This is a genomic window from Pseudoramibacter porci (genome assembly GCF_009696145.1).
In the GTDB taxonomy this organism is placed as follows: domain Bacteria; phylum Bacillota; class Clostridia; order Eubacteriales; family Eubacteriaceae; genus Pseudoramibacter; species Pseudoramibacter porci.
Window position 1 is genome coordinate 233,061 of the sequence record NZ_VUMO01000002.1, and the last position, 23,375, is coordinate 256,435.

25 protein-coding genes are annotated in these 23,375 nt (G+C 51.9%); 6 read left to right on the forward strand and 19 right to left on the reverse strand.

All coding sequences use genetic code 11. The features are described from left to right. Window positions 1-113: 113 nt before the first annotated feature. The 12 genes from FYJ52_RS02810 to dnaX form a co-directional block, all read right to left on the reverse strand. The gene (locus FYJ52_RS02810) at window positions 114-740 is read right to left on the reverse strand and encodes a histidine phosphatase family protein (RefSeq protein ID WP_154575737.1); all 627 of its coding nucleotides are present in this window, start codon (window positions 738-740) and stop codon (window positions 114-116) included. Window positions 741-917: 177 nt separating this feature from the next. After that, window positions 918-1,751: an HAD family hydrolase gene (locus tag FYJ52_RS02815; RefSeq protein WP_154575738.1), complete on the reverse strand. Its 834-nt coding sequence runs from the start codon at window positions 1,749-1,751 to the stop codon at window positions 918-920. Beyond that, a complete protein-coding gene (gene ppx / locus FYJ52_RS02820) occupies window positions 1,748-3,286 on the reverse strand; it encodes an exopolyphosphatase (RefSeq protein WP_154575739.1) in 1,539 nt (512 codons plus the stop codon). Before ppx ends, FYJ52_RS02815 begins: the two co-directional genes overlap by 4 nt. Window positions 3,287-3,304: 18 nt before the next feature. Next, window positions 3,305-3,991, reverse strand: a complete 687-nt coding sequence (locus tag FYJ52_RS02825; protein ID WP_205960739.1) for a CPBP family intramembrane glutamic endopeptidase — start codon at window positions 3,989-3,991, stop codon at window positions 3,305-3,307. 305 nt (window positions 3,992-4,296) lie between these two features. Further along, window positions 4,297-6,426, reverse strand: coding sequence for an elongation factor G (fusA, locus tag FYJ52_RS02830; RefSeq protein ID WP_154575741.1), 2,130 nt, complete (start codon window positions 6,424-6,426; stop codon window positions 4,297-4,299). Between the two features lie 207 nt (window positions 6,427-6,633). Further along, the gene (locus FYJ52_RS02835) at window positions 6,634-6,972 is read right to left on the reverse strand and encodes a DUF948 domain-containing protein (RefSeq protein WP_154575742.1); all 339 of its coding nucleotides are present in this window, start codon (window positions 6,970-6,972) and stop codon (window positions 6,634-6,636) included. Then, complete coding sequence (locus FYJ52_RS02840) at window positions 6,969-7,337, reverse strand: YtxH domain-containing protein (RefSeq protein WP_154575743.1); 369 nt, start codon at window positions 7,335-7,337, stop codon at window positions 6,969-6,971. Before FYJ52_RS02840 ends, FYJ52_RS02835 begins: the two co-directional genes overlap by 4 nt. A gap of 87 nt (window positions 7,338-7,424) precedes the next feature. After that, a complete protein-coding gene (locus FYJ52_RS02845) occupies window positions 7,425-7,694 on the reverse strand; it encodes an HPr family phosphocarrier protein (protein ID WP_154575744.1) in 270 nt (89 codons plus the stop codon). A 30-nt stretch (window positions 7,695-7,724) separates the two neighbouring features. Next, a complete protein-coding gene (gene ptsP, locus FYJ52_RS02850) occupies window positions 7,725-9,461 on the reverse strand; it encodes a phosphoenolpyruvate--protein phosphotransferase (RefSeq protein WP_154575745.1) in 1,737 nt (578 codons plus the stop codon). 25 nt (window positions 9,462-9,486) lie between these two features. Beyond that, on the reverse strand, window positions 9,487-10,086 hold the full coding sequence (gene recR / locus FYJ52_RS02855) for a recombination mediator RecR (protein ID WP_154575746.1): 600 nt from the start codon (window positions 10,084-10,086) through the stop codon (window positions 9,487-9,489). Then, on the reverse strand, window positions 10,087-10,437 hold the full coding sequence (locus tag FYJ52_RS02860) for a YbaB/EbfC family nucleoid-associated protein (protein WP_154575747.1): 351 nt from the start codon (window positions 10,435-10,437) through the stop codon (window positions 10,087-10,089). It lies immediately after the preceding gene. A gap of 76 nt (window positions 10,438-10,513) precedes the next feature. Next, window positions 10,514-12,160, reverse strand: coding sequence for a DNA polymerase III subunit gamma/tau (dnaX, locus tag FYJ52_RS02865; RefSeq protein WP_154575748.1), 1,647 nt, complete (start codon window positions 12,158-12,160; stop codon window positions 10,514-10,516). Between the two features lie 159 nt (window positions 12,161-12,319). On the opposite strand from dnaX, the gene FYJ52_RS02870 reads away from it, so the two are divergent. Next, on the forward strand, window positions 12,320-13,216 hold the full coding sequence (locus FYJ52_RS02870) for a DMT family transporter (protein WP_154575749.1): 897 nt from the start codon (window positions 12,320-12,322) through the stop codon (window positions 13,214-13,216). A gap of 21 nt (window positions 13,217-13,237) precedes the next feature. Here the strand turns inward: FYJ52_RS02870 and FYJ52_RS02875 are convergent, their stop codons facing one another. After that, window positions 13,238-13,783, reverse strand: coding sequence for a flavin reductase family protein (locus FYJ52_RS02875; protein WP_154575750.1), 546 nt, complete (start codon window positions 13,781-13,783; stop codon window positions 13,238-13,240). A 177-nt stretch (window positions 13,784-13,960) separates the two neighbouring features. On the opposite strand from FYJ52_RS02875, the gene FYJ52_RS02880 reads away from it, so the two are divergent. The 4 genes from FYJ52_RS02880 to FYJ52_RS02895 are packed head-to-tail and all read left to right on the forward strand — an operon-like array spanning window position 13,961 to window position 16,738. After that, on the forward strand, window positions 13,961-14,377 hold the full coding sequence (locus tag FYJ52_RS02880) for a helix-turn-helix transcriptional regulator (protein WP_154575751.1): 417 nt from the start codon (window positions 13,961-13,963) through the stop codon (window positions 14,375-14,377). Beyond that, the gene (locus FYJ52_RS02885) at window positions 14,370-14,897 is read left to right on the forward strand and encodes an ImmA/IrrE family metallo-endopeptidase (RefSeq protein ID WP_154575752.1); all 528 of its coding nucleotides are present in this window, start codon (window positions 14,370-14,372) and stop codon (window positions 14,895-14,897) included. The genes FYJ52_RS02880 and FYJ52_RS02885 overlap by 8 nt, the downstream gene beginning before the upstream one ends. Before the next feature lie 30 nt (window positions 14,898-14,927). Next, complete coding sequence (locus FYJ52_RS02890) at window positions 14,928-16,301, forward strand: Y-family DNA polymerase (protein ID WP_154575753.1); 1,374 nt, start codon at window positions 14,928-14,930, stop codon at window positions 16,299-16,301. Continuing rightward, the gene (locus FYJ52_RS02895; RefSeq protein WP_154575754.1) at window positions 16,298-16,738 is read left to right on the forward strand and encodes a hypothetical protein; all 441 of its coding nucleotides are present in this window, start codon (window positions 16,298-16,300) and stop codon (window positions 16,736-16,738) included. The genes FYJ52_RS02890 and FYJ52_RS02895 overlap by 4 nt, the downstream gene beginning before the upstream one ends. Here the strand turns inward: FYJ52_RS02895 and FYJ52_RS02900 are convergent. Continuing rightward, window positions 16,735-17,130: a zinc ribbon domain-containing protein gene (locus FYJ52_RS02900; protein ID WP_154575755.1), complete on the reverse strand. Its 396-nt coding sequence runs from the start codon at window positions 17,128-17,130 to the stop codon at window positions 16,735-16,737. The two genes, FYJ52_RS02895 and FYJ52_RS02900, sit on opposite strands and share 4 nt — an antisense overlap. 162 nt (window positions 17,131-17,292) lie before the next feature. On the opposite strand from FYJ52_RS02900, the gene gpmA reads away from it, so the two are divergent. Next, complete coding sequence (gpmA, locus tag FYJ52_RS02905; RefSeq protein WP_205960744.1) at window positions 17,293-18,036, forward strand: 2,3-diphosphoglycerate-dependent phosphoglycerate mutase; 744 nt, start codon at window positions 17,293-17,295, stop codon at window positions 18,034-18,036. 50 nt (window positions 18,037-18,086) lie between these two features. Here gpmA and FYJ52_RS02910 read toward each other — a convergent pair whose 3' ends face one another. From FYJ52_RS02910 to FYJ52_RS02930, 5 genes are all read right to left on the reverse strand, one after another. Then, a complete protein-coding gene (locus FYJ52_RS02910) occupies window positions 18,087-19,439 on the reverse strand; it encodes a Na+/H+ antiporter NhaC family protein (RefSeq protein WP_154575757.1) in 1,353 nt (450 codons plus the stop codon). Then, window positions 19,436-20,524, reverse strand: coding sequence for an FAD:protein FMN transferase (locus FYJ52_RS02915; RefSeq protein ID WP_154575758.1), 1,089 nt, complete (start codon window positions 20,522-20,524; stop codon window positions 19,436-19,438). Before FYJ52_RS02915 ends, FYJ52_RS02910 begins: the two co-directional genes overlap by 4 nt. 108 nt (window positions 20,525-20,632) lie before the next feature. Then, a complete protein-coding gene (locus tag FYJ52_RS02920) occupies window positions 20,633-21,124 on the reverse strand; it encodes a DUF1810 domain-containing protein (protein WP_154575759.1) in 492 nt (163 codons plus the stop codon). A 16-nt stretch (window positions 21,125-21,140) separates the two neighbouring features. Beyond that, window positions 21,141-22,562: a Cna B-type domain-containing protein gene (locus FYJ52_RS02925; protein ID WP_205960740.1), complete on the reverse strand. Its 1,422-nt coding sequence runs from the start codon at window positions 22,560-22,562 to the stop codon at window positions 21,141-21,143. A 106-nt stretch (window positions 22,563-22,668) separates the two neighbouring features. Continuing rightward, on the reverse strand, window positions 22,669-23,244 hold the full coding sequence (locus tag FYJ52_RS02930; protein ID WP_154575761.1) for a DJ-1 family glyoxalase III: 576 nt from the start codon (window positions 23,242-23,244) through the stop codon (window positions 22,669-22,671). Window positions 23,245-23,375: the final 131 nt, after the last annotated feature.

Sequence of the window (23,375 nt, forward strand, 5' to 3'; positions counted from 1 at the left end):
CAATATTTAAATAATCCGGTCACTTATATAAATGATTCTCTTCCCTGATAATTTTTCCGCAAAAAAATACGCATTGGTTTTCCCAATGCGTATTTTTATATGTCAAAAACGTCTCACTCTGCTTGAGTATCCATATAACTCACATCGCCAAGGTAATCGATCTTTACGTTCAATTCATCGTCAAAAGTAAATTTGCTGACCGATCCATTCGGCAGAAAAGCCAACTTGATTTGATCTTCCGAACGGCCCCAGGCGTAATTGATCCAGGTCTGAATCACAGTCCCGTGTGCCGCGATCAAAATGGTTTTTCCCAGATTTTGCCTCACCAATGTATTCACCGCTTTGGTAAAACGGCGATAGACTTGAGGCAGGCTTTCGCCGCCCGGCGGATCAAACGCCGAGGGATTTTTCCGAAAGGTCACCATGATGTTGTTAAACCGCTGATTACAGGTATCAAAATCAAGGCCTTGCAGTTCACCGCCTTCGATTTCGTGAAGATCATCGACGATTTCTGCTTTGATTTCCGGATGATAAGTCAGTGCACCTTCCGCTGTCATCCTCGCCCGCGAAAGCGGACTGGTGTAAGCCTTATCGATCGGTATAGCTTTAAAATATCGGCCTAATCCTTCGGTCTGCGCCAATCCCTTTGGCGTCAATTTGGTGTCAAGCACCCCTTGAAAAATGTGATCGTGATTTTCGTAAGTTTCGCCGTGGCGCACCAAATAAAGTGTCGTTGTCATTGCCGCGTCTCCTTTATTTTTTAATCTCTCGTTAGCTGATTTTAGAATCAAAACTACCAAGTCTGTTCTCTGATTCTTCAGATTTGCATGTCGATCAAAAATCATCATTAACGCGTCTAAAACAAACACCCAACTGCCGATCGTTGAGCGTTTCTGCTAAAAACTTCTGAATAGATTCTATTTTTCAAATGATCTCAATGCAGCTTCGGGATGGTTAAGATCTTTTAATAGAGCTTTTAATACTTTTAATTCCCCGTCATTGATATTGCTGTCGGCAACGTAGCGGCATACTTCCTTAACCTCCTGACGTGCATTGTCGACTGCCACACTGTATTTCGCTTGATTTAGCATATCGATGTCGTTGCTGTTATCGCCAAAAGCCAGTGTCTCCTCCATCGAAACACCAAAAATTGCCTGGACCTTAGACAAAGACGAACCCTTTGACGCCGCCCTTGGCATCATATCCACCACACGTTCTCCTGCACAGGCTACATTCATTTTCTTCCGCCATTTTGGCGCAAATGCCTTTTCTGTAACTTCTTCGACATGGTCTGCACGATAAACCGAAAATTTAATACATGGTGCTTTGAGATCAAGCAAATCGTCCACTAGCTCACAATCGAAATGATAGACATCACGTGTGAACTGGTATGCTTCTTCATCCCTCTTTTCAAAATAGCACACCTCGCCCGTGTCATACAGGGTCATGCAGCCGTCCAGCGCTCGGATATCGCGTATGATCTCACGGCTATCTGCCATTGGAATCGCTTCTCTATAGATGGTCTTTCCCTTATACGACGCCATCGCCCCATTCTGAGTAATGTAAAAAATCTGATCCTGAATGGGGGCGAACACCTTTCTCAGATTCGATGCCGGCCGACCGCTGCAAACGCCAAAAATAATACCATGGTCCATCAGTACCCGCACCGTATCAAAATAGGATACTGGTAAATCCTGACCGTAATCCGGAAATAACGTACCGTCCGCATCTGTTGCAATCAGTTTAATCATTTTATGATCTCATTTTCCAAATTCAGCGTGTGCTTAAACACCCGATTGAATTTCTTTCCGCATTCGTCCAGAATCATATCGGTAAACACAGAATGTTCCTGGGACAGCACATCAAGGGTCACCGCGTCGTCAGAAATCACACAATTGACATCGCGGACAATGCCGTCCATATCCCGGTCCAAATATTCAGCAATCTGCAAAATGGCACTGAACACGTCGATGATGTTGAGATCCTGCTTGGTTAACATTTTAGCGTATTCAGCATCAACTTGTACCTTCTTGCCGGTCCGGTGATTCAGCGCTGTGAACGCCGCAATTAACATTTCTTCGTGGGTCAGACCATTGATCCCAGCGTTTAAAATCAAATAAAAGCTGTGAAGCTGGTGATTCGAGTATTGGATTTTAATGCCCGAATCGTGGAGCATGGCCGCCGTTCGAAGGGATTTGTCTAACGTCCGGCTCAATGTCAGACCGTGAATGGGCCTGAGCTCGTTAAACAGCTTCCTGGAAATGCGGTAAATCTGGTACGCGTGGATGCAGTTCACATCCAACTGGCGCGCGGCGTTAATCAGCGAATATTCAAAGACCTGCGGCACCAGCTCGCCTTCGCCGTAGCCGATGGATTCGTACAACATCCCGTCTCGGAGGCCCGCTTTGGAGATAATCAATTGGTCGGAGTCGATGGCCCCCATGATTTCAAGCACGGCTTGACTGGCACCGACGAAAATATCCGCCCGGGCTTTAGAAAGCCCCTTGATATTTTTCCGTTCCTGATAATCCATCGCCGCCGTTTTTTCACAGACGGTCTTGACATCTTTTCGGCTCATGCGGTAGTTCTGCGCAATTTCAAGGGGATAATCGATCATTCTGCGGTGGATGCGCCCCATATTGCGGATCGTTCCGCCAACCCCGATCACCGGATAGCCCTTGGCTTCTGCCAACATGGGATATTGCGAAAAAGCGCCCTCTAAAAAAACACGCAGCTTTTCCAAATCAGATTTCTTCGGTTTGTCGGTCAGGTTAAATTTTTCAGCCAGGTCCACCGCGCCGAAGGGCAGACTGACGCCGGCTTTCTTTTCCCTATTCTGAATCAGAACCAATTCCGTTGAGCCGCCGCCAATATCCATCAACAGCGCATTCTGAATATCAATGGTGTTGACCACGCCGAGGTAATCGTACATCGCCTCCTGCTCGCCGGGAATGACGTTGATGTCAATATCCGCTTCTTCTTTAACCCGACGCACAAAATCATCGCCGTTTTTCGCCTTGCGCACCGCAGCCGTCGCCGTAGCAATGACTTGATCGAGCTCGTAGGCGTCGATCATCCTTCTGTATATTTTCATCGTGTCGACGCCCACGTCCATTCGTTCCGGATCCAATTTTCCCGTCCGCGTCATGCCCTCGCCCAGACGAACGTTGACCTTTGCATCGTCAATCACAGAAAAATAGCCGTCAGCTTCGTGATAAATGGCGACCACCAGGTGGACGCTGTTGGAACCGATGTCGATGACGCCAATGCGATTATGTGCTTGCATGATATTTTCACCTCTGGTTTATTTCAAAAAATTCGCTTCATTTTCTTCTATTTCTTCTATGGGATCATTATACCACAACGGCTTTGCCTGAATCCCGCTGTGTCTTGTCTTTTTCGGCCGCAGATAGATGGCCGCCAGGGCAAAATCGAAGCCCATATACGCCGCGGAAGCGCCGAAACTTGCAGCCGCAGAGGCCGAGGTGCCGGCCGTCGCGGTCAAAATTAAAATATCCGTCAGGCTGTGAAGAATCACCGGGACAACGGCGTTGCCGCTGCGCCAATAAATCGCACCCCAGAGCACACCTGTGCCAAAAGCCTGGAGCACCTGCATGACCGTGAGCGAAAGGGGCTGATTCAGCGCATTCATAAAATGCAGGGCGGCAAATAAGCCGCCGCTGATGAGCACGGTGCACCAGGCCCTTTGAAAGCCATCCCCGAAATGCAGGCGCAGTTGATTCACCAGCCCCAATCGGAAAAAGGTTTCTTCAAAAAGTCCAACGGACCCCCCAAACAATATGGTCACCGCCAACTTCTGCGGTGTCAGTGCCGCGAGATTTTTGGCCACGCCGCGCAGTGTCGGCACGAGCGCTGAGGCGCCACCGGCCTGCTCAAGCTGGTGCATCGCCTGAGGATGAGCCAGCGTGACCAAAAGCGACACGTACATCACTACTTTGATCCATTCCGACCAGCTTAAATAAATCGACACACCCATTCCCTTTGTGGAAAACCCAAGATCCTTCAGGGTCCAGCCAAAAATCGTGTGCAAAAAAAAGACGATCAGCACAAATAGGGCGAACCTGAAAATTATTTCTGTCCATATAGAGACGGGCAGCAGCCGTCCAACACCGAAGAATATGGCGCAAACGGCGAAAAAATAAAGCAGTGCCCCATTAAGCGGCGCGTTGTTAAAAAATAGGCGAAGCTTTTTTCGCATGTTTTCCCCTTTTGCGTTAATTTTAAAAATAAGGGATCCCCGCAGCAGCGAAGATCCCTTGGTTTCATTCTATTTTTTTACTTTTTCTTTTTATCTTTTTTGCCCTTTTCTTTCTTGGCGCCTTTATCCTCTGTATCGCCGCCTGCAGCGTCCGCGATCACCTTTTCGGAGACACTCGCCGGCGCTTCTTCGTAGCGGGCAAACGTCATTTCAAATTCGCCGCGGGCCTGTGTCATCGAGCGCAATTCTGTCGCGTATTTTTCCAATTCGGACAGCGGTGCTTCCGCCGTAATCACCTGCAAACCGCCGACAGCGGGTTCCATCCCCATGATACGGCCGCGTTTTTTGTTGAGATCGCCCATGACGTCGCCCATATATTCTTCCGGCACGGTAATTTTCAAACTGTAAATCGGTTCGAGAATGACCGGATTCGCCTTCTTCATCCCTTCGCGGTACGCCAGCGCAGCGGCCATCTTGAAGGACATTTCGTCAGAATCGACCGGATGATAAGAACCGTCGTACAAAGTGGCCTGAACGCCGGTAACCGGATAGCCGGCCAACACGCCGTGCTGCATACAGTCTTCGAGGCCTTTTTCGACCGCCGGAATAAAGTTGCGTGGCACCGCCCCGCCGACAACCTTGTCGACAAAACGGAAATCGTCGTTCGGATCCGGCATTGGTTCGAACTTAACAAAAACGTGCCCGTACTGACCGCTGCCGCCTGACTGTTTCTTGTGTTTGCCTTCGGCGTCCGCGCTCTTCTTGATGGTTTCGCGATACGGCACCTTCATCGGTGAAAGTTCGACGTCAACGTCGAATTTCTGTTTAAGTTTATTGGAAATGATTTCCAGCTGCATTTCGCCGATGCCGGAAATGACCGTTTGCTTCGTTTCTTTGTTGCGGGTCACGGTAATGGTCGGGTCTTCTTCGATTAAGCGGTGCAGCCCGGTGGAAAGCTTATCGATGCTGCCCTTGTCCTTCGCGTCGATGGCCATTGAGATGACCGGTTTCGGGAAATCGATGGGCGGATAGACGATGGGATCGGCAGGATCGCAGAGCGTATCGCCGGTCTTGACGTCCGTGAGTTTGCTGAATGCGCCGATATCGCCGGCAACTAAGCTGTCGACTTCAATCTGCTTATTGCCGCGCAGTACGTAGATATGATTGGCCTTTACCTTTGCGTCCTGATTGGCGTCGATAATTTCTGTGCTGCTGTTCAGGGTGCCGCCCATGACCTTGAAAATCGAGAGCTTCCCGACGAAGGGGTCGACAACAGTTTTAAAGACCCGGGCCGAGAACGGCGCGTCGTTCGAAATCGGACGTTCGATTTCCTTGGAATCCCGCGGATCGATGCCGCCCACTTCATTGCCTTCGTCCGGAGACGGCAGATAGTCGATGATCATATTTTCAATGGTTTCAACCCCGATGTTCTGAACCGCTGACGCGGACATCACCGGCACCAAATCCCCGGCGAGCACCCCTTGGCGCAGGCCGTGGTGAATTTCTTCTGTGGTCAGTTCTTCGCCGTCAAAATATTTTTCCATCAAATCTTCCGATGTCTGGGCCACTGATTCCATGATCATTTCACGATAAGGTTCCAGAACCTTGATCAGATCTGCCGGCACCTCGGCATCAAAGCAACGGTTGTCTTTTCTTTCGCGGCCGGTCATATCGACGATATTGACGATGCCGCGCATTTCACTGCCTTCGCCCCAGGGCTGGATAAACGGCACGATTTTGTTGCCGAAGGACGCCTTGAGTTCCTCGACCACCTTGCCGATTTTAGCGTTTTCGCGGTCGATTTTGTTCACCACGATGAAAGCCGGGACGTCGGCTTGTCTCAGCATTTCGATGGCCTTTTCGGTGCCGACTTGGACACCGGCCAAGGCATCGACGACAATGATGACAGCATCGGCGACTTCGAGAGCCGCCGCCGATTCCCCTACGAAATCAAAGTAACCCGGCGTGTCGATAATGTTGAGTTTATGTCCACCGTATTCAATTGGAATCACTGAGGAAGAAATTGAAAACATTCTTCTCTTTTCTTCGTTGTCAAAATCAGAAAGCGTGTTGCCTTCATCAATGCGGCCCATGCGGTCGATTGCGCCGGCGTTAAAAGCCATCGCTTCAACAAGCGTCGTTTTCCCGCTTCCACCATGACCAAGAAGCAAAATATTGCGAATGTTTTTTGTCGGATAATTTTTCATAATCTTCCTCCTGAAAACTATATGATAAGTCTATTTATTTAATTTTAACCAATATTGAGATTGTTTTCAACCTGTAAAGCTTTCAAAAATGTAAAGGTTATGCAAAAATCTTTTGTGCCCGGTAACGACCGAGGGGCAATCCCTAAAATTGCGCACAAAAAAAAGAGCTGCGGCAAATCCACAGCTCGATTCTTTAAACAGCTTAAATTACTTGGCACTTTCTTTTCTCTTGCGCTTTGGCAGGCCCACCCGGCGTCTTTTCTTGTTCTTGCCGAAAAGGCTCTGGAGCTTGATCAACGTGTCGCTAAGGGGTTCAATGACGCCCTCTTTGACGGTATCCACCGACGTCTTTGCGTCCGTGACCATCGCGTCCGCGTTGTCAATGATATTGGTAATTTTTTCTGAATTATCATCCAGCAGACTGTTGATTTTTTCCATCGTCCTGCGTGTTTCGACGATCAGTCCAATTAAATAGACGACCAGGAAGAGAATTGAAACGGCAATGATGATCCAAAAAACAGCCGACAGCGGTATCATTTGATTCATTCAGCTGCCTCTTCTTTTGAATCTGCTTCTCCTTCGTCTTGAAGGACGTCGCCGAATTCATCTTCGAAAGCTTCAAAATCATCGTCGACATCCTGTTCGATGTCGTTGATTTTATCTTCAATTTCGCTGCGGTACTGATTGACGCGGTCGGTCAGGGTATCGGTTGCGTCCTGAATCTGATTTTTCAGGCTGTGGCCGTATTCCTTAACCTGATCCTGCAGGTCGTCCCATCTTTCCTTGGCACCGCTCGCGATGCTGGTCCGCAGATCATCCCCCGTCGATGGGGCAAAGAGCAGCGCCGCCGCCGCGCCGATCACGGCGCCTGCGAATATTCCGCCGATGAAATAAGATTCCTTGTTAGCCATTGCAATTCTCCTTGACATGTAATTTTTAAAAATTTTAATATGCAAACCTGAATGGACACTCGAAATCGGTTAGGCATTCAAAATTATTTATTCTTCTTCTTCAAAACCGCTTTCAACGAGTTCCACTAAAGTGTCTACCGCTTCGTCTTCGTCGTCGCCGTTGGCTTCGATGGTGATCGTCGCGCCCTGGCCGATGCCGCCGGACATGAGCCCCATAATACTTTTCGCGTTGAGCCGCGTTTCACCGTTGATGACATCAATATCGGATTCAAACTGTCCTGCTTCTGAGACAAAAATCGACGCCGCTCTCGCGTGAAGGCCTGCCTTATTTGTCACGGTTACTTGTTTTCTTTTCATGCGCTTTTCCCCTTTCGTGATGCTTCACATTTACATGGTCTGAATGCCAAGCTCTTTCAGCTTATCCTGAACGTACTGACGAATTTCCCCGCCGGTCTGCATCGTCATGGCCTTGTCGGCAACAGCCTTTGCCTGTTCGAAACTGACTGACCGGATAATTTTCTTAACCTGCGGAATGGACGACGCGCTCATAGAGAATTCGTCAAGGCCCAGTCCGAGCAGAATCAGCGCGGCGACCGGATCTCCGGCCATTTCGCCGCACATGCCGGTGAATTTCCCTGGTTTATTGTGAGACTGGGTGATGACATTCTGCACCAGTCTTAAAATAGCCGGGTGCAGCGGGTCGTACAGATAAGAGACATTCTGGTTCATGCGATCCACCGCCAAAGTGTACTGGCACAAATCGTTGGTCCCGATCGAGAAGAAGGACACTTCGTCGGCAATAATGTCCGCCGTGATAGCCGCAGACGGAATTTCCACCATGATCCCCACTTCGAGATCATGATCGTAATCGACGCCTTCTGCATCCAATTCCTGCATGCATGTTTTGAGAATGGCTTTAGCCTGGCGCACTTCATCGACGTTGCCGATCATCGGGAACATGATGCGGGTCTTGCCAAAGGCTGAAGCTCTCAAAATGGCCCGCAGCTGTGTCTTGAACATGTCCGGTTTGGAGAGGCAAAGGCGGATGGCTCTAAGCCCCAAAAACGGGTTCATTTCTTCTTCAAGCGGCAGGTACGGCAGTTTCTTGTCACCGCCGATGTCCAACGTTCTGATGATGACGCCTTCGCCGTCCTTAAATTGTTCGATGACGGTTTTGTACGCGGCGAATTGTTTGTCTTCTGACGGCATTTCGTCAGCATTCATGTACAAAAATTCGCTGCGGTACAGGCCGACACCCTTGCCGCCGTTGCGGACGACCCCTTCGACATCCTTCGGACTGCCGATGTTGGCCACAACTTTAACTTTGCGGCCGTCTGTGGTTTCAGCTTCTTGATCCTTAAGTTCGGCCAATTCTGCCATGTAGGCTTCAAATGCCTTCTGTTTTTCTTTGTATGCGGCCAATTCTTCATCCGTCGGATCGACAATGGCTTCGCCGGTACTGCCGTCGATGATGATGATTTCGCCGGTCTTCGCTGTCTTGGTGATATCCTGAAGTCCGAGAATCGCCGGGATTTCCAAACTTCTGGCCATAATCGCAGTGTGGGAGGTACGACTGCCGATATCGGTTGCAAAGCCTTTGACGTGGACTTTATCCATGGTTGCGGTGTCCGACGGTGCCAGGTCTTCTGCGACGATGACGGCATCTTCATCCAAATGGGAGATATCCATGATTTCAATGCCCATCAGATTGCGCATAAGCCGGTCGCCAACATCCTGAATATCTGCGGCGCGCCCTTTAAAATACGGATCATCCATTGCATCGAACATCGCATAGAATTGATCGACAACAGCTTTTGTCGCCGCTTCTGCGTTGATTTTATCGTTTTCGATCGCCTGGGTGATGGCTCCGACAAATTCAGGATCTTCGAGGAACATGCTGTGTGCTTCGAAAATCGCCGCTTCTTCTTCACTCATTTCGCTGGCTGTTTTTTCCTTCAGCGTATCGAGCTGATTTTTACTCTTTTCTACCGCAGCGTTGAAGCGATCAAGCTCCGCCTGAACGTCGTCAATCGTCTTTTGGACCACCGTAAGTTCCTGCTTAACGTAAACGATCGCCCGGGCGATGGCAATCCCCGGCGATGCGTTAATTCCTTTTTTCAACATCGTGCAAACCTCCCTCATTTGTTGGTTATATTTGTTTGCGGCCTTCAAAGGCCTTGATTAATGTCACTTCATCGGTGTATTCCACATCAGCGCCGATGGGAATACCCTTTGCCAGCCGGGTCACCTGAATGCCCGCCGGCGTAATCAAATTGCTTAAATAAACGGCCGTCGCCTCGCCTTCCGGTGTCGGATTGGTCGCCATGATCACTTCCTTCACCGCTTCGTCGTTGAGGCGCTTGATCAGCTCCCGCGCGCGGATATCCTGAGGACCGACGCCCTCCAGCGGCGAAATGACGCCGTGCAGCACGTGGTACAAACCGTTGAACTCGCGGGTGCGTTCAATCGCGTAGACGTCGCGCGTGTGCTCGACCACGCAAATCACGCTGCGGTCCCGATTCGGATCGGCACAGATATCACAGGTAGCCTTGTCCGTAATGGAAAAGCAGACGGGGCACAGGTGGACCTTGTCCTTCACTGCGACCAGTGCATCCGCCAGGGCGGTGATGTCGTCCCGCGGAGCGTCAATCAAGTGAAAGGCCAGCCGCTGAGCCGTCTTCTCGCCGATGCCCGGCAGTTTTGTCAATTCGCTGACCAGCCGGTCTATCGATTCTGGATAAACGCTCAATCAGGACAACCCCGGAATATTGATCCCCTCGGTCAGATGTCCCATCTGATCGCTGGTAATGGCGTCGACCTGCGTGCCTGCTTCGTTAACAGCCGCGACGATCAGGTCTTCGAGCATTTCGATATCGTCTTCGTCAATGACATCCGGATCGATGTGCACCGATTTGACGCGCTTCGCGCCGTCCATGGTCACGGTCACGGCGCCGCCGCCAGCGGTTCCCTGAACTTCCTGTTCTTCGAGATTCGCCTGGGCTTGAGCCATTTCACTCTGCATTTTCTGGAGCTGCTTCATCATATTTTTCTGATTCATTTTGCCGCCGCCCCGTGGCGCGCGTCTTTTCATTTTTCCCATTAATTTCTCCTTTGATGTTCCTTTTCATTATACCATGTTTATGATCAAGACTTCAGCATTTTTTACAAATATTCTTTTATTTGCGGACGACTGGCACATTGCCGACGATCGCCGCCGTCTTTTCCGCCAGCGTCATGTCACTGAAGTTTTTTTTTACGCTTTTAATTTTCAATTGAATTTTCCGGCCGACGATATCGCTGGCCAGTTTTTCGAGCTTCGCCTGGGAGCGGGTGCACCGATCACAGGCCATCTGATCGCCGCTGTCTTCAAAGAAGCACAAATCGTAGTGCGCCGCGTCTTTTTGAATCAGCCGCCCTTTTTCAAACATTTTGCCGTCCAGCGGCGCTTTCTTTTTCAAGACTGCAGTCATCTTTTTCTTGAGAGCCTGGACGTCAACGCCGGCGCCTTTCGGCGCAGTTGCTGTGTTTTCCCGCTGCACTGCCGCCTGAGCTTTTTGAACTGCATCAGCTTGCCCGTCGCGCGTATCCGAGATCGGCGCTGCACTTCTGGCCGGCGGCTGCGCCGCAGACCGCGCCAACTCTGGCTGAGGTCTTGGCGCCGATTGAGCTGGCCGCTGAGTTTTCGGCGCACTGTTGCGCACCTGCGGCGCTTCCATCGCGGGCGCTGCCCCTTCGCTGCACAGCTTCAGCACCGTCATTTCCAGCACAATCTCCGCCATGTCGTTGTATTTTAATTTTTCCTTCGCGTCGATTAAAACGTCCATGATCTCAAACAGCCGGCCGCTGCCCGCTAATTGGGCTGCCGATTGGAGCGATTCGAAATCGCCCTGGCCGATGCCGAGAATGGCCATGGCGCTCTCGCCTGTCGTTTGGACAATCAGCGCCTGATGCACGGCGTCAATCATCTGGTCGAGAATCAGCGCCGCGTCCCGCCCGCGCTCCTTCAGCGTTTTGAGCAGGGTCAGTGCCGACGATGCGTCCCGCTGTGCAATGTGCGTGATGAGCTGGCGTATCGTCTGCTGATCGGCCATACCGAGGAAATCCAAAACCTGGCTGTAGGTGATCGGCTGGCCGTCTTCCTGCAGATCGATGACCTGATCGAGAATGCTCAGCGCGTCGCGCATCGAGTGATCGCCGCGGGCCGCGATAAACTGCAGCGCCTCCGGCTCAATCTGAACGTCGAGATCCGCTAATATTTCACCCATCCTGGCGACAATGGCTTCCTGGCTGATCGGCCGGATATCAAAGCGCTGGCAGCGCGAGAGAATGGTCATCGGCAGTTTGTTGGGCTCGGTCGTCGCTAGAATGAAGACGACGTGTGCCGGCGGCTCTTCAAGGGTTTTGAGCAGCGCGTTAAAGGCTTCGCGGGTCAGCATGTGGACTTCGTCGATGATATAGACCTTGTAGCGCCCGAGAGTCGGCGGGTACTTGACTTTTTCCCGGATGTCCCGAATCTCGTCGACGCCGCGGTTGGAGGCCGCATCGATCTCAATGATATCCATGACACCGGGCTGTTCAATTTCCCGGCAGATTTCACAGGTGTTGCACGGGTTGCCGTCCTGATTGTTCGGACAATTGATCGCCCGGGCAAAAATCTTGGCAATTGTCGTCTTGCCCGTCCCCCGGATCCCGGTGAGCAAATAGGCGTGGCCAATCCGGCCGCTCGTAATTTGGTTCTTCAATATCCGAATGGTCACTTCCTGGCCGACCACCGCATCGAAAGATTGCGGCCGGTATTTCCGGTACAACGCCATGTACGCCATCGCTCGTCTCCTTTTTCACTTACATAACAATCTTGATGTGACCATTATAGCCTTTTTGGCCGCAGTTTTAAAGCCATCATTTACCTTTTGAAAACGAAAAGCGTTGTGATATAATAACGGCATTGCTCAAAATTTGTACACTTTCACCCTGGAGGTTCTATGTTCAAGCTCACCCAAAAACACCCGCATCTTCTGCCCCAGCTGGCTTTGTTCGCGGCGGCCATCATCTGGGGCTCATCCTTCTTTTTGATGAAACGCGTCGTCGCCGTCTTTCCCACTTTTTATCTCTTGGCGCTGCGCTTCACCATCGCCGCCGCGCTGCTAGCCTCAATCTTTCACAAGCGCGTCGCACAGCTCAAGCCCAAACATCTGAAAGCAGGCTTCATCATCGCCGCGACCTTTTGTCTGGCTTACGCTTTTCAAACCATCGGCCTGAGAGGGACGACGCCGGCCAAGAACTCGTTTCTCTCCGCCGTCTACTGTGTATTCGTCCCGTTTTTATCCTGGGCCATCGAAAAGAAGCGTCCGGACCGCGCCAACATCGTCGCTGTCTTCCTGTGTATTGCCGGCGTCGGACTCGTCAGCCTGACGCAGCAATTCACCGTCAGCTGGGGCGACGGCCTGACTTTAATCTGCGGTGTATTTTTCGCATTGAACATCATCGCCTCCGCCCATTACAGCCAGACCATCGACGTCATCCTGATCACCATCATGCAGTTCGCATTTGCCGCTATCTTTTGCTGGATCATTGCACGCTTCACAGAGATCTGGCCAGCCCACATTCCGGCGTCTTGTCTCGGCGAGCTGATTTATCTGGCGCTGTTCGCCTCCGGTCTCGCTTATCTCTGTCAAAATTACGGGCTCAAGCACGAAAACACAACTTCTGCCTCGATCATCCTCTGTCTCGAATCCGTCTTCGGCGTGCTTTTCTCTGTTCTGTTTTACGGTGAGCGCCTGACGCCGAGACTGCTCGTCGGCTTTGCCGTCATATTTGTCTCCGTTCTGATTTCCGAGTTGAAGCCGCAATGGCCGTCCAAAAAAAGATCCGCTGATTAAAACTCAGCGGATTTTTTTGTTTTAATCTTCAAGCATATAGGCGTCGACAATTTCGCCGTAATAGGCAATGTGTGCGTCTCGATTCGCGCCGCTCGCGGTGCTGTCCTTGTCCTGAGGATAAAAGTGATCAAATTTGTCATCAATCGCCGAAATATCCTGGCGCTGTCTGAAGACGACTTTGCATTCTAGCGTTAACGGCAATTCTTTAACAGCGGGCACGTCGACTTTTTCGCCATCGACGAGGGTCAAACCGGTATCGGCAATTTTGTCGACATCGCGTCCGGAACAGGAACCGCAGCGGCCCACGATCTTCCGAACTTCAGCGGTGCGTTCTGCCGGGATGTTGACCGTAAAAACGGGATGCTGATCCAGCAGAGCGCGGGTGAAGCGCCCTTCGCGAATGTAAGCGGCAAATATCGGCTTGTTCCATTCGATGCCGAGCGTGCCCCAGCCAATCGTCATCGTGTTGACTTGGTCGGCTGTCTTCGTCGTCAGCAGAACGCCCTGGGGCAGCTCTTCCAAAATTTTTCCGGCGATGTCCTTAATTGCAACAGGTTTTCTATTCATCGTGTCCTCCAATTTTTTTGTATGCATCTAGGCGCATTATAGGGGAGCAAGCCCAAATTTTTCTTAAACATTTTTTCAGACACACCCTTGACAAACCCGGCAGGATGCGTGTAAGATAAGTGCAATTAGATTGCATAATGCAATTGCAAATTGATTATTACGAATTGAGGCGATCCTATGAAATTTGGAGAAAAACTGAAAAAAATGCGGCATCGGGCCGCGATGACCCAAGCCGAAGCGGCCGAAGCCGTCGGCATTTCCAGACGCACCTACATCGGCTACGAACAGGAAGGGCGCTACCCGAGGAATCGGGAAATCTACCGCCGCCTGGCCAGAACCCTGAACTGCTCACTGAACTATCTGCTCACCGAAGACGAGGTCTTCGTCGAAGAATCCGCCAAGCGTTACGGCAGCCGAGGCAAGCGGCAGGCCGAAGAGCTGGTCGCGGAGCTTTCCGGCCTTTTCGCCGGCGGAGAACTTTCTGAACGGGACAAGGACGCCGTCATGATCGCGCTGCAAAAAGCCTATTTCGATTGTAAAGAAGACAACCGAAAATACGGCAGAAAACGGCGGAAGGTGAAGGACGATGATTGATTCTTCCGGCATCTACCGCTGTGCCCAACATTTTATCCGCCAATACGGCAACCGCCGTCTGGAGCTGATCATTCAGAAGCTCGGCATCCGCCTCTACGAAGTGCCCGATCTTGACGAGCTCCTCGGTATGTACACCGTGCGCTGGCGCCACCGCATCATTTTGATCAATCCTTCCATTTCGGAGGATTTGCGCCGCATGGTGCTCGCCCACGAATTGGGGCACGACCAGCTTCACCGCGATCTGGCAAAGGGAGAAGCCCTCAGTGAAAATTCCCTGTTCGATACGGTGGACCACACCGAATACGAAGCCAACGCTTTTGCGGCACACCTGCTCCTGGATCACGATCAGGTCTACGAGCTCGCCCAGGACGGCCGAGATGTCGTCGAAATGGCCAAAATTCTGCGCACCGACGTCAACCTTGTGCTCATCAAACTTCAGGAAATGACCCGTCTGGGCTGGGACCTTCGCGTTCCCCTCGTGCCCAATGCCCGGTTTTTCACAAATATTAACTGTTCCTGACCATCTTTATTTTGATTATGGAGGAAAAGGATGAAACCCGCTTATCTCTGCATCGATCTCAAATCCTTTTACGCGTCTGTGGAATGTGTTCAGCGTGGACTCGACCCGCTGCGCGCCCGCCTCGTCGTCGCCGACGAGACCCGAACGGACAAAACCATCTGCCTCGCCGTTTCGCCGGCGCTGAAAGCCCTTGGCGTCAGCAGCCGGCCGCGGCTGTTTGAGGTCAAGCAGCAAATCGCGTATATGGAAAAAAAACGCCATCGCAAAATTCCTTTTCTCATCGCACCGCCCCAGATGCACCGCTACGTCGAAGTGTCTTCGCAAATTTACGGCATCTACCTGAAAACCCTGTCGCCGAAAGACATCCACGTCTATTCCATCGACGAAGTCTTCATCGACGCGGCACCTTATTTAAACGCGATGCAAATGACGCCCCGGGAACTGGCCGCCTATCTGATCCAGAATGTCTACGACGCGACCGGCATCACGGCCACCGCCGGTGTCGGCCCTAACCTTTATCTCGCCAAAATTGCCATGGATATCGTCGCCAAACACATAAACGGCGACGCCAAAGGCATGCGCATTGCCGAGCTCGACGAGCGCCGTTACTGTCAGCAACTTTGGGACCACAAACCGCTCACGGATTTCTGGCGCATCGGGCCGGGCACTTCAAAAAAACTGGCCCGCTACCGCATGACGACCATGGGCGATATTGCCGAAATGTCCAGACGTAACGAAGAACTGCTCTACCAGCTGTTCGGTGTCGACGCCCAGATCTTAATTGATCACGCCTGGGGCATCGAGCCCTGCACAATGGCTGATATCAAAGCCTACTGTCCTCAGGATCATTCTCTTGGCTCCGGTCAAGTTTTGCCCAAGCCTTACCCTCACAAAGACGCTGCACTCATCGTCAAGGAAATGGCCGATCAGCTGGCGCTCACCCTCGTCGACAAGGGCCTCGTGACCGCCTCCATTACCCTGCACATTGGCTTTGACCGCACCGCCCTGGATGGCGGACGTTACACCGGACCGGTCCACATCGATCACTACGGCCGAAAGGTTCCCAAAAGTGCCCACGGCAGCGCTGACCTCGGCAGCCCGACAGCATTGACCTCCAAAATCGTTCCGAACGTCCTGCGTCTGTTCGAGCAGATCGCCGACCCCGACCTGCCCGTTCGTCGGGTGACCCTGACCGCCAACCGCGTCGTGCCCAGGGCGAAGGCCACCGTTCAATGCAATTTCTGGGACGACCCCGACAGTGACAAACGGGAACACGCGCTGCAGCAGGCTTTCGTCTCAGTGCGGAAACGTTACGGCAAGAACGCCCTGTTCCGCGGGATGGATTTGCTTGAAAATGCCAGAACTCTGACCCGCAATGAAGAGATCGGCGGGCACCGCGCATGAACCGCGAAACATTACTGCGTCAGGGCGCCCCGCGGCACGACGGCGACGCTTTCAGCCGCCGTCATCCGCCGATGTCCACAGCGAACCGGGCCAAAATTTTCGCCCCCTTTGCTGCACTGAGCACCTACGACACGGCCTTAAGCGCCTGCGAGGCATATCACACGGCCATTGCCTGTCCAGAACTTTCCGACGACGCCGCAGCAGCCCTCGACGCCGCGCTCAAATTGATTTGCGAAAAGCTGCGTACCTGTCCATCAGGCGGTGTTCCCGTTGCGCTGACTTATTTTGCACCTTACATCGAAAATGCCGGCTATGTCAGAACGCGGCGCGGCAAAATCCTTTCTATCCATCTAAAAAAGCGCACCCTGATGTTTACAGATCAGGATGCGCCGCATGTCATTGACTTTGCACATTTGCTCGAAGTGCATTTTCTTTAATCCTCAAAACGCCGGCCGCATTTGGGGCAATAGTCAAAATTTTCATCTGTTTCGTAGCCGCAGAAACGGCAGCGATGCCGCGGCGCACGACGAAAATGGTCCTCGACGGCTGGGCCAATCGGCCCGTCTAAATCTTCAGGACGGATCGCAGCCGCCTCACCCCGGGCAATGCGCCGGCCGATTTCCGCATCGAGGGCGTAAACCGCCCCGCAGCAGCGCATTCTGACAAAATACTGTCTGTGCCATTTGAAGCACGGAATGAAAAACAAAAGCAGCTGGGTGTAAGTCATAAACACTTCGTAAGCGGTGAATTGCCCGCATCTCGGGCAGACACCTGTCTGGTGGTCAGGCAGTGCCTTCTGCCCATTTGTAACGCCGATCATCAAAAACATAAGCTTTCCCCCTTTTTTGCGCATCTTTATTTTAACAGCAGCGGCTGAACCCGCTGTCGTTTTGTCTTGACGAAAACCTGCCCTTTGGCTACAATAACAATAAATGATAGTTTAATCGCTGAATTTTATATTTTTTACGAATGAGAGGTAATATCCATGACGATGAAATTGGTTCTTCTGCGCCACGGCCAGAGCGAATACAACAAAGAAAATAAATTCTGCGGCTGGCACGATGCCGAACTGTCCGATCAGGGCCGCCAGGAAGCAGCCGATGCCGGCAAAGCGCTCAAAGAAGCCGGATTTGATTTTGATGTCTGCTACACATCTTATCTGAAACGCGCCATCCACACGTTGGATCTCGCACTGACAAGCCTGGACCGCTGCTGGCTGCCGGTTTACAAAACCTGGCGCTTGAACGAACGCCACTACGGCGCACTGCAGGGCCTCAACAAGAGCGACACTGCTGCAAAATACGGCGAAGATCAGGTTAAAATCTGGCGCCGTTCCTTCGCAACGACACCGCCACTTCTGGAAGAAGACGATCCGAGAAATCCAGCACTTCAGGAACAATACCGCAGTGTTCCGAAAGAAGATCTGCCTCTGGGCGAAAGCTTGAAGCTGACCATCGACCGCGTCATGCCTTACTACAACGAAACCATCCTGCCGCAGATGCTCGCCGGCAAACGCGTGCTCATCGCCGCACACGGCAACTCCCTGCGCGCCCTCGCGATGTCGCTTGAAGGGATGAGCGAAGACGAAATCCTCGGCTTCAACATTCCAACCGGTGTGCCGCTGGTTTACACCCTCGACGACGAAGGCAAGTTCATTTCTAAGGAATACATCGGCGACCCCGACGTCATCGCCGCGAAGATCAATGCGGTTGCCAATCAGGGCAAAGCCAAATAATCATTCCGATTAAAAGTAATACGAAGATCCAAATGGATCTTCGTATTTTTTTACGCCTGTTTTTTCTTATGGGGCTTGCTGCTTTTTTTACCGAACGCTATTGACAAGACGACGCTAATTAACAGAAAGAACGGATAGAACAGATTGGGGATGATCTCAACACTGGAGATGCCCGAGAGACCTGCCGCAATGAGCAGCTGCGCCCCGTAAGGAATGATGCCCTGGAAAATGCACGAGCACGTGTCGAGGAGCGATGCCGTTACGCGCGGGTCGACGCCATACTCTTCTGAGATGTTCTTCGCGATCGGCGCAGCCACAACAATGGCCACCGTGTTGTTGGCCGTCGCAATGTCCATCAGCCCGGTCAAGAGCGCGATGCCGAACATGCCGCCCCGCGGGCCGTTGAAATGTTTGCGGATCCACTGAAGGATCGCCTCGAATCCGCCGTATTCCTGCATCAGCGCCGCGATCGACGCGACGAGTACCGTGACAATCATCGTCTCAAACATGCCGCTTGTGCCGTCGCCCATCGCCGAGAAAGCTTTCACGTAAGTCAAAGTGCCGCAGCCCGCGCCGAAAATGAGAAACAAAACGATCCCTGCGCCGAGCACGATGAACACGTTAACGCCGAGGAGCGCCGCGGCCAGCACCGCAAAATACGGCAGGGCCAGCCCGACGCGGAAAGGATAATGGCTGAGATGGCTCGGCGCGCCGTGGAAAGTCAAAAGCGCCGTGACAATCAGCGTCGCAATGGCCGCCGGCAGCGCAATTTTGAAATTCACTTTAAATTTATCCTTCATCTCGACGCCCTGGGTTTGGGTCGCCGCAATGGTCGTGTCCGAAATAAAGGAAAGGTTGTCGCCGAACATCGCGCCGCCGACCACAGCGCCGACACAAACTGGCAGATTCAACCCGGCCGTATACGCCACCGACGCTGCAATGGGGACCAGCACTGTAATCGTCCCGACGCTCGTCCCCATGGCCATCGAAATCAAACAGGCAATGATGAAAAGCCCGGGCACAGCGAAACGCGCCGGCACGATATTGAGCAGCATGTTCGCCGTGGACGTCACGCCGCCAGCCGCCTGCGCGACGCCGCTGAAGGCGCCGGCCAGCAGAAAAATGAACAGCATGATCGTAATGTTATCGTCGCCAATGCCCTGAGCACAGACGTGAATCTTGTCGCTGAAAGACAGCTTCGGATTCTGAATGAACGCGACAATCAGGGCGATGCCAAAGGCCACGACAACCGACATGATGTAAAAGCCCATTTTCCCCTTAATCGGATGGATGTATTCAAAATAAATGCCGCTGCCCAAATACAGCACCAGAAAAACGAGAATCGGCAACAGTGCCACGCCGTTGGCTTTCGGCTTTTCCAATTCATTCTCTTTTAAACTCATGATTTCCCCCTCGTGATCATTTTCATCTTGTATCGGGTGGACTCGACCTGCCCCTTCAGGCCTGAAGTCACCCACATGGTCTTGTCATCGTCTAACAGAATCATCTCAAAATCCTTTGCGTGATTTTTCCAATAGGCGATGGCCTTATCTTTGCCTAAAACGAACATCGCTGTGGACAAGGCATCTGCCGTCGTGCCGTCCTTACAGACAATGGTGACCGATTGAATTCCACTCTTTGCCGGGTAACCGGTCTTCGGATCGAGAATGTGGTGATATCGTTTCCCGTCCTTGCCGGTAATGTAGCGTTCGTACCCGCCGGAAGTCACCACCGCGCGGCCCTCCGTCAGCGTCAGCACCCCCATGGTCCGGCTGGTTTTCTTCGGATCGGTCAGGCCGATGGTCCAGGGCGAGCCATCCGGCTTTTTCCCGAAGACCTGAACGTTGCCGCCGAGTTCAATATTGCCAGCTGTCACCCCGTCTTTTTTCATGATGTCGACAATGCGCTGAGAGGTGTAGCCCTTTGCGATGCCTCCGAAATCGATCTGTGTGCCCGCCGGCAAGACCAATCGCTTCGTTCCCTCGTCGTAGCTGATCTTGTCTGCGCCGACCCTTTCGAGGGTCTGCGCGATGGCCGACGCCGTCGGAATATTCCGCGGCTTGTTCTGATCGAGCTCATCGGACTCGTTGTACACCTTGGTGAATCCCCACAAATCCATCAGCGGGTAAACCGTGATGTCAAAGGCGCCCCCTGTGGATCGATACACCGCGCGCGATTTCTTTAATAATGTATCGAGATCTGCGCTGACAGTCCCGCCACCGGACCCATTGAGTCGGCTGACTTCACTGGTATCGGAGCCGACCGAAAGCAGCTGATCCAATCTGTTAATTTCCTTCTCGCCGTCATCGAGCCCCTTTTCGGCGTTTTTGCCGTAAGCCTTTAAATTCATCACCGTCGTCATCGCAATGACTTGACGGCTCACCGGCTCATTCGACGTGCCAAAGGCCGCGCTGCAGCCCGTCGCTATTAAAAGGGCCGACACCAAGGCCGCGGCCAAGGCTGATCGCCTGTGTCCTCTGTTTCTCATCGTTCTTTCCGTTTTGCTTGATTTTGATTTTGACCTTAAAAAAGCTTCCGGCTTTCATCGCGCTGGGCGTACAAAAACCAGAAGCAGCAAATTCCGTTGTCTACCGAATTATTCTTTTTCTTTCGCTTCCCTGTCTTCCTCCGCCTCTTGTTTGGCCTCGAGCTCAGGGTCCTCATCTTGCTTAATGCCTAAAATATCAATGGTCTGCTGATCCATTTCGCCGCCATAATAATGATCGAGCACTTGTTTGAATACATCAATGCTCGGGTCGGTCAAATGGAACAATGTCATCGATGAGCGCAGCTTCAAATCGTCAGGAAAGCCCATCACTTCTCTGGCATCGTGGGTGTCGAGTTTCAGCAGCGCTTCTGAAATTTCAATCAGATGCGCGCGCAGCACCGGCTGAGCCAGATAGGCCTTTGCCTCCGCCATATCGGCAATGGCGTAAAATTGGGATTTTGCGCTGAAGCCAAGGCCCGCAATCTGCGGAAAGATGTACCACATCCAATGGCTTTGCTTGCGCCCCGCCTGGATTTCTCTCAGTGCAGTTGGATAATCCCGTTCCTGTGCCGTTAAAAAACGATTCATCGACAATGCCATGTTGTTCACCCCTTATTTAAAACAAAGATTTCAGCCAGGACCATATAGTTTGAATCGGGTGGCGCACCATCGCCTTCAGAAACGTGATGCTTTGCTGCTGGCGTTTGGCTTCCGCCGCCATCATCTGGTCCTGCGCTTCCGTTTTTAATCGGTTGGAAATTTTCGTCCCGTCAATTTTTGTGGTGTAGCCCTTCAATTTGTTTTCGGTGACGGTGTATTGGATCTTTTGACCTTTTTCGTACTCGTCGACCCCTTCGAACATCGTCTTCCACTGCCCCGACGCATTGGCAATCACGATTTGACTGTCCACCGGTTCGCCGTTTTTAAGCAAGGTCACGACAACAGCGGTCGGGCGGTCATCGTAACGGTTGTTGTGATCCGTCCAAGTGACCCGCACCGGGATGTCTACTGTTTCCGGCGTGTGCTTGTGAATCAGCAGGAAGCCGCCGTTCATACTGCCCATCTGCGACAGCTCGTAATCGGTGACGCGTGATTCCTTCACTGTGTAGCGGATCGCCTTGCCGTCTGCGTCGTATTTTCGCGCGTTGAAAGCTGTGGCCCAACCTGCATCAGCTGAAACAGTCGCTTCATCAACCGGAGCCTCACTGCCTTCCGCGTAAAGGGTTAGCTTGATTGTTTTGGGGCGGACGCCGTCCTGATCGTCGTTGTCGTCCCAAATCTGGTTCACCTTAATCTCAACTTTTTCCGGTTCAGACGTGATCTTGAGGGTCTGCGCTTCCCCTGATGTGATCGTCACATCCGCCGCTTCGGATTTTTCATAACCCGCAGCCGCCGTCTGGGTTTCGACCGTGTAATCGCCGGCCTTGAGGCGATTCGCTTCGGCCTTGCCGCTGCTGTCGGTTTTTACTGTCGCCGCAACTGAACCATCGTTTTTGTTTTTAATGACGAGCTGTGCGCCGGAAACGCCGAGGCTGTCGTCGTCAGAGGCGGCGTCTTGAATCGACAGCGTCCCGTAAGCCGTCCCCGAAAGGGTGCCTTCTGTCGACGGATCACCGCCCTGGGCGTTTTTAAAAGTCAAGCTTCCTGATAAATCGTAATGGGACGCCGCGTAATCCGTCAAGGTAACGGTGACGGTTTTCCCCTCGACCTTGACGGAAGCCGACGGTGTTTTGTCGTCGGAAGATGGCGTCAGATTCAAACGATCCTGATTCTTAATCGTCAGTCCGTCCGGCAGCGTGATCGTAAAATAGTCGCCTGCCTTCGCGGTATCCGAATTGACTTTGAAAATCACTTTATAGTCTGAGCTGCCGTCTTTTTTCTGTTCGACCGCCACAGCATGGGTTAAATCTTGATTCGACTGGTTATCCGGCTCGGCGTACACGCGCATCAGGCAGAACAAGCTGACGAGCATGACCGTCATCAGGGCGACCACAACCGTGATCAGCCATTTCGTTTGGATACTCCGTTTTGTTTTCATAATCTCTCTTTCTGAATACATCTGTTATCAATCTATAAAGATACAGTTTTATTATATATAAAAAGAGAGCATTGCTCAAGTGCTGGCCGAGATTCCTTCATAAATCTTAATGAATTTCGATCGTTTTGACACAATCTGGGTGTTGAATTTTAGCTTTGACCTTATCGCTGACTTCCTGTCCTTCCAACAGTGCCACAAGTTTTAAACCCAGATCAACACAATAGCCGAGACCTATTCCCGTGACGATGCGTCGGTCGACGACAACACCCTCTCCAGTGCAGTCCGCGCCTTTGAGCTGGTCTTCAAATCCTGGATAGCAGGTGACATGATAGCCTTTTAGAATCCCAAGCTTTCCCAAGACTGAAGGTCCGGCGCACACCGCACCGAGAATCGTCTTTTCGCGATCTGCGGATTTAAGCAGCTTGCGCAGCCCTTTGTGGGCATAAAGATTTTGAACGCCCAGCCCGCCACCTGGTAGAAATAATAGACCGGCGTCTGAGAAATCGACCTTTTTAAATTTTTTATCTGCCTTAATGCTCACCCCGTGGGAAGAGCGAACGGTCTTCTCCTTCATGACGGAGACCGTCGTGACATCGACACCGCCCCGGCGCAGCAGGTCGACAATGGTTAAGCATTCCGTTTCTTCCATACCGTCGGCCATAAAAACATAAGCGTGATGCATCCGTTGACTCTCCTTTTTCTTTAAAGTTTACATAAATAATGCGTTATCTTTACATTTATATTATACGCCATCTCATTGAAAAATGACAATGCCTTTGATATAATACCTTATAAATTTAAGACGTTAAGGGG

Excerpts from the sequence above, each read along its gene's own strand:
- FYJ52_RS02810 (WP_154575737.1), bottom strand. The coding sequence starts at position 740 with ATGACAACGACACTTTATTTGGTGCGCCACGGCGAAACTTACGAAAAT.
- FYJ52_RS02815 (WP_154575738.1), bottom strand. The coding sequence starts at position 1,751 with ATGATTAAACTGATTGCAACAGATGCGGACGGTACGTTATTTCCGGAT.
- ppx (WP_154575739.1), bottom strand. The coding sequence starts at position 3,286 with ATGCAAGCACATAATCGCATTGGCGTCATCGACATCGGTTCCAACAGC.
- fusA (WP_154575741.1), bottom strand. The coding sequence starts at position 6,426 with ATGAAAAATTATCCGACAAAAAACATTCGCAATATTTTGCTTCTTGGT.
- FYJ52_RS02835 (WP_154575742.1), bottom strand. The coding sequence starts at position 6,972 with ATGAATCAAATGATACCGCTGTCGGCTGTTTTTTGGATCATCATTGCC.
- FYJ52_RS02840 (WP_154575743.1), bottom strand. The coding sequence starts at position 7,337 with ATGGCTAACAAGGAATCTTATTTCATCGGCGGAATATTCGCAGGCGCC.
- FYJ52_RS02845 (WP_154575744.1), bottom strand. The coding sequence starts at position 7,694 with ATGAAAAGAAAACAAGTAACCGTGACAAATAAGGCAGGCCTTCACGCG.
- ptsP (WP_154575745.1), bottom strand. The coding sequence starts at position 9,461 with ATGTTGAAAAAAGGAATTAACGCATCGCCGGGGATTGCCATCGCCCGG.
- FYJ52_RS02860 (WP_154575747.1), bottom strand. The coding sequence starts at position 10,437 with ATGGGAAAAATGAAAAGACGCGCGCCACGGGGCGGCGGCAAAATGAAT.
- dnaX (WP_154575748.1), bottom strand. The coding sequence starts at position 12,160 with ATGGCGTACATGGCGTTGTACCGGAAATACCGGCCGCAATCTTTCGAT.
- FYJ52_RS02870 (WP_154575749.1), top strand. The coding sequence starts at position 12,320 with ATGTTCAAGCTCACCCAAAAACACCCGCATCTTCTGCCCCAGCTGGCT.
- FYJ52_RS02875 (WP_154575750.1), bottom strand. The coding sequence starts at position 13,783 with ATGAATAGAAAACCTGTTGCAATTAAGGACATCGCCGGAAAAATTTTG.
- FYJ52_RS02880 (WP_154575751.1), top strand. The coding sequence starts at position 13,961 with ATGAAATTTGGAGAAAAACTGAAAAAAATGCGGCATCGGGCCGCGATG.
- FYJ52_RS02885 (WP_154575752.1), top strand. The coding sequence starts at position 14,370 with ATGATTGATTCTTCCGGCATCTACCGCTGTGCCCAACATTTTATCCGC.
- FYJ52_RS02890 (WP_154575753.1), top strand. The coding sequence starts at position 14,928 with ATGAAACCCGCTTATCTCTGCATCGATCTCAAATCCTTTTACGCGTCT.
- FYJ52_RS02895 (WP_154575754.1), top strand. The coding sequence starts at position 16,298 with ATGAACCGCGAAACATTACTGCGTCAGGGCGCCCCGCGGCACGACGGC.
- FYJ52_RS02900 (WP_154575755.1), bottom strand. The coding sequence starts at position 17,130 with ATGTTTTTGATGATCGGCGTTACAAATGGGCAGAAGGCACTGCCTGAC.
- gpmA (WP_205960744.1), top strand. The coding sequence starts at position 17,293 with ATGAAATTGGTTCTTCTGCGCCACGGCCAGAGCGAATACAACAAAGAA.
- FYJ52_RS02910 (WP_154575757.1), bottom strand. The coding sequence starts at position 19,439 with ATGAGTTTAAAAGAGAATGAATTGGAAAAGCCGAAAGCCAACGGCGTG.
- FYJ52_RS02915 (WP_154575758.1), bottom strand. The coding sequence starts at position 20,524 with ATGAGAAACAGAGGACACAGGCGATCAGCCTTGGCCGCGGCCTTGGTG.
- FYJ52_RS02920 (WP_154575759.1), bottom strand. The coding sequence starts at position 21,124 with ATGGCATTGTCGATGAATCGTTTTTTAACGGCACAGGAACGGGATTAT.
- FYJ52_RS02925 (WP_205960740.1), bottom strand. The coding sequence starts at position 22,562 with ATGAAAACAAAACGGAGTATCCAAACGAAATGGCTGATCACGGTTGTG.
- FYJ52_RS02930 (WP_154575761.1), bottom strand. The coding sequence starts at position 23,244 with ATGCATCACGCTTATGTTTTTATGGCCGACGGTATGGAAGAAACGGAA.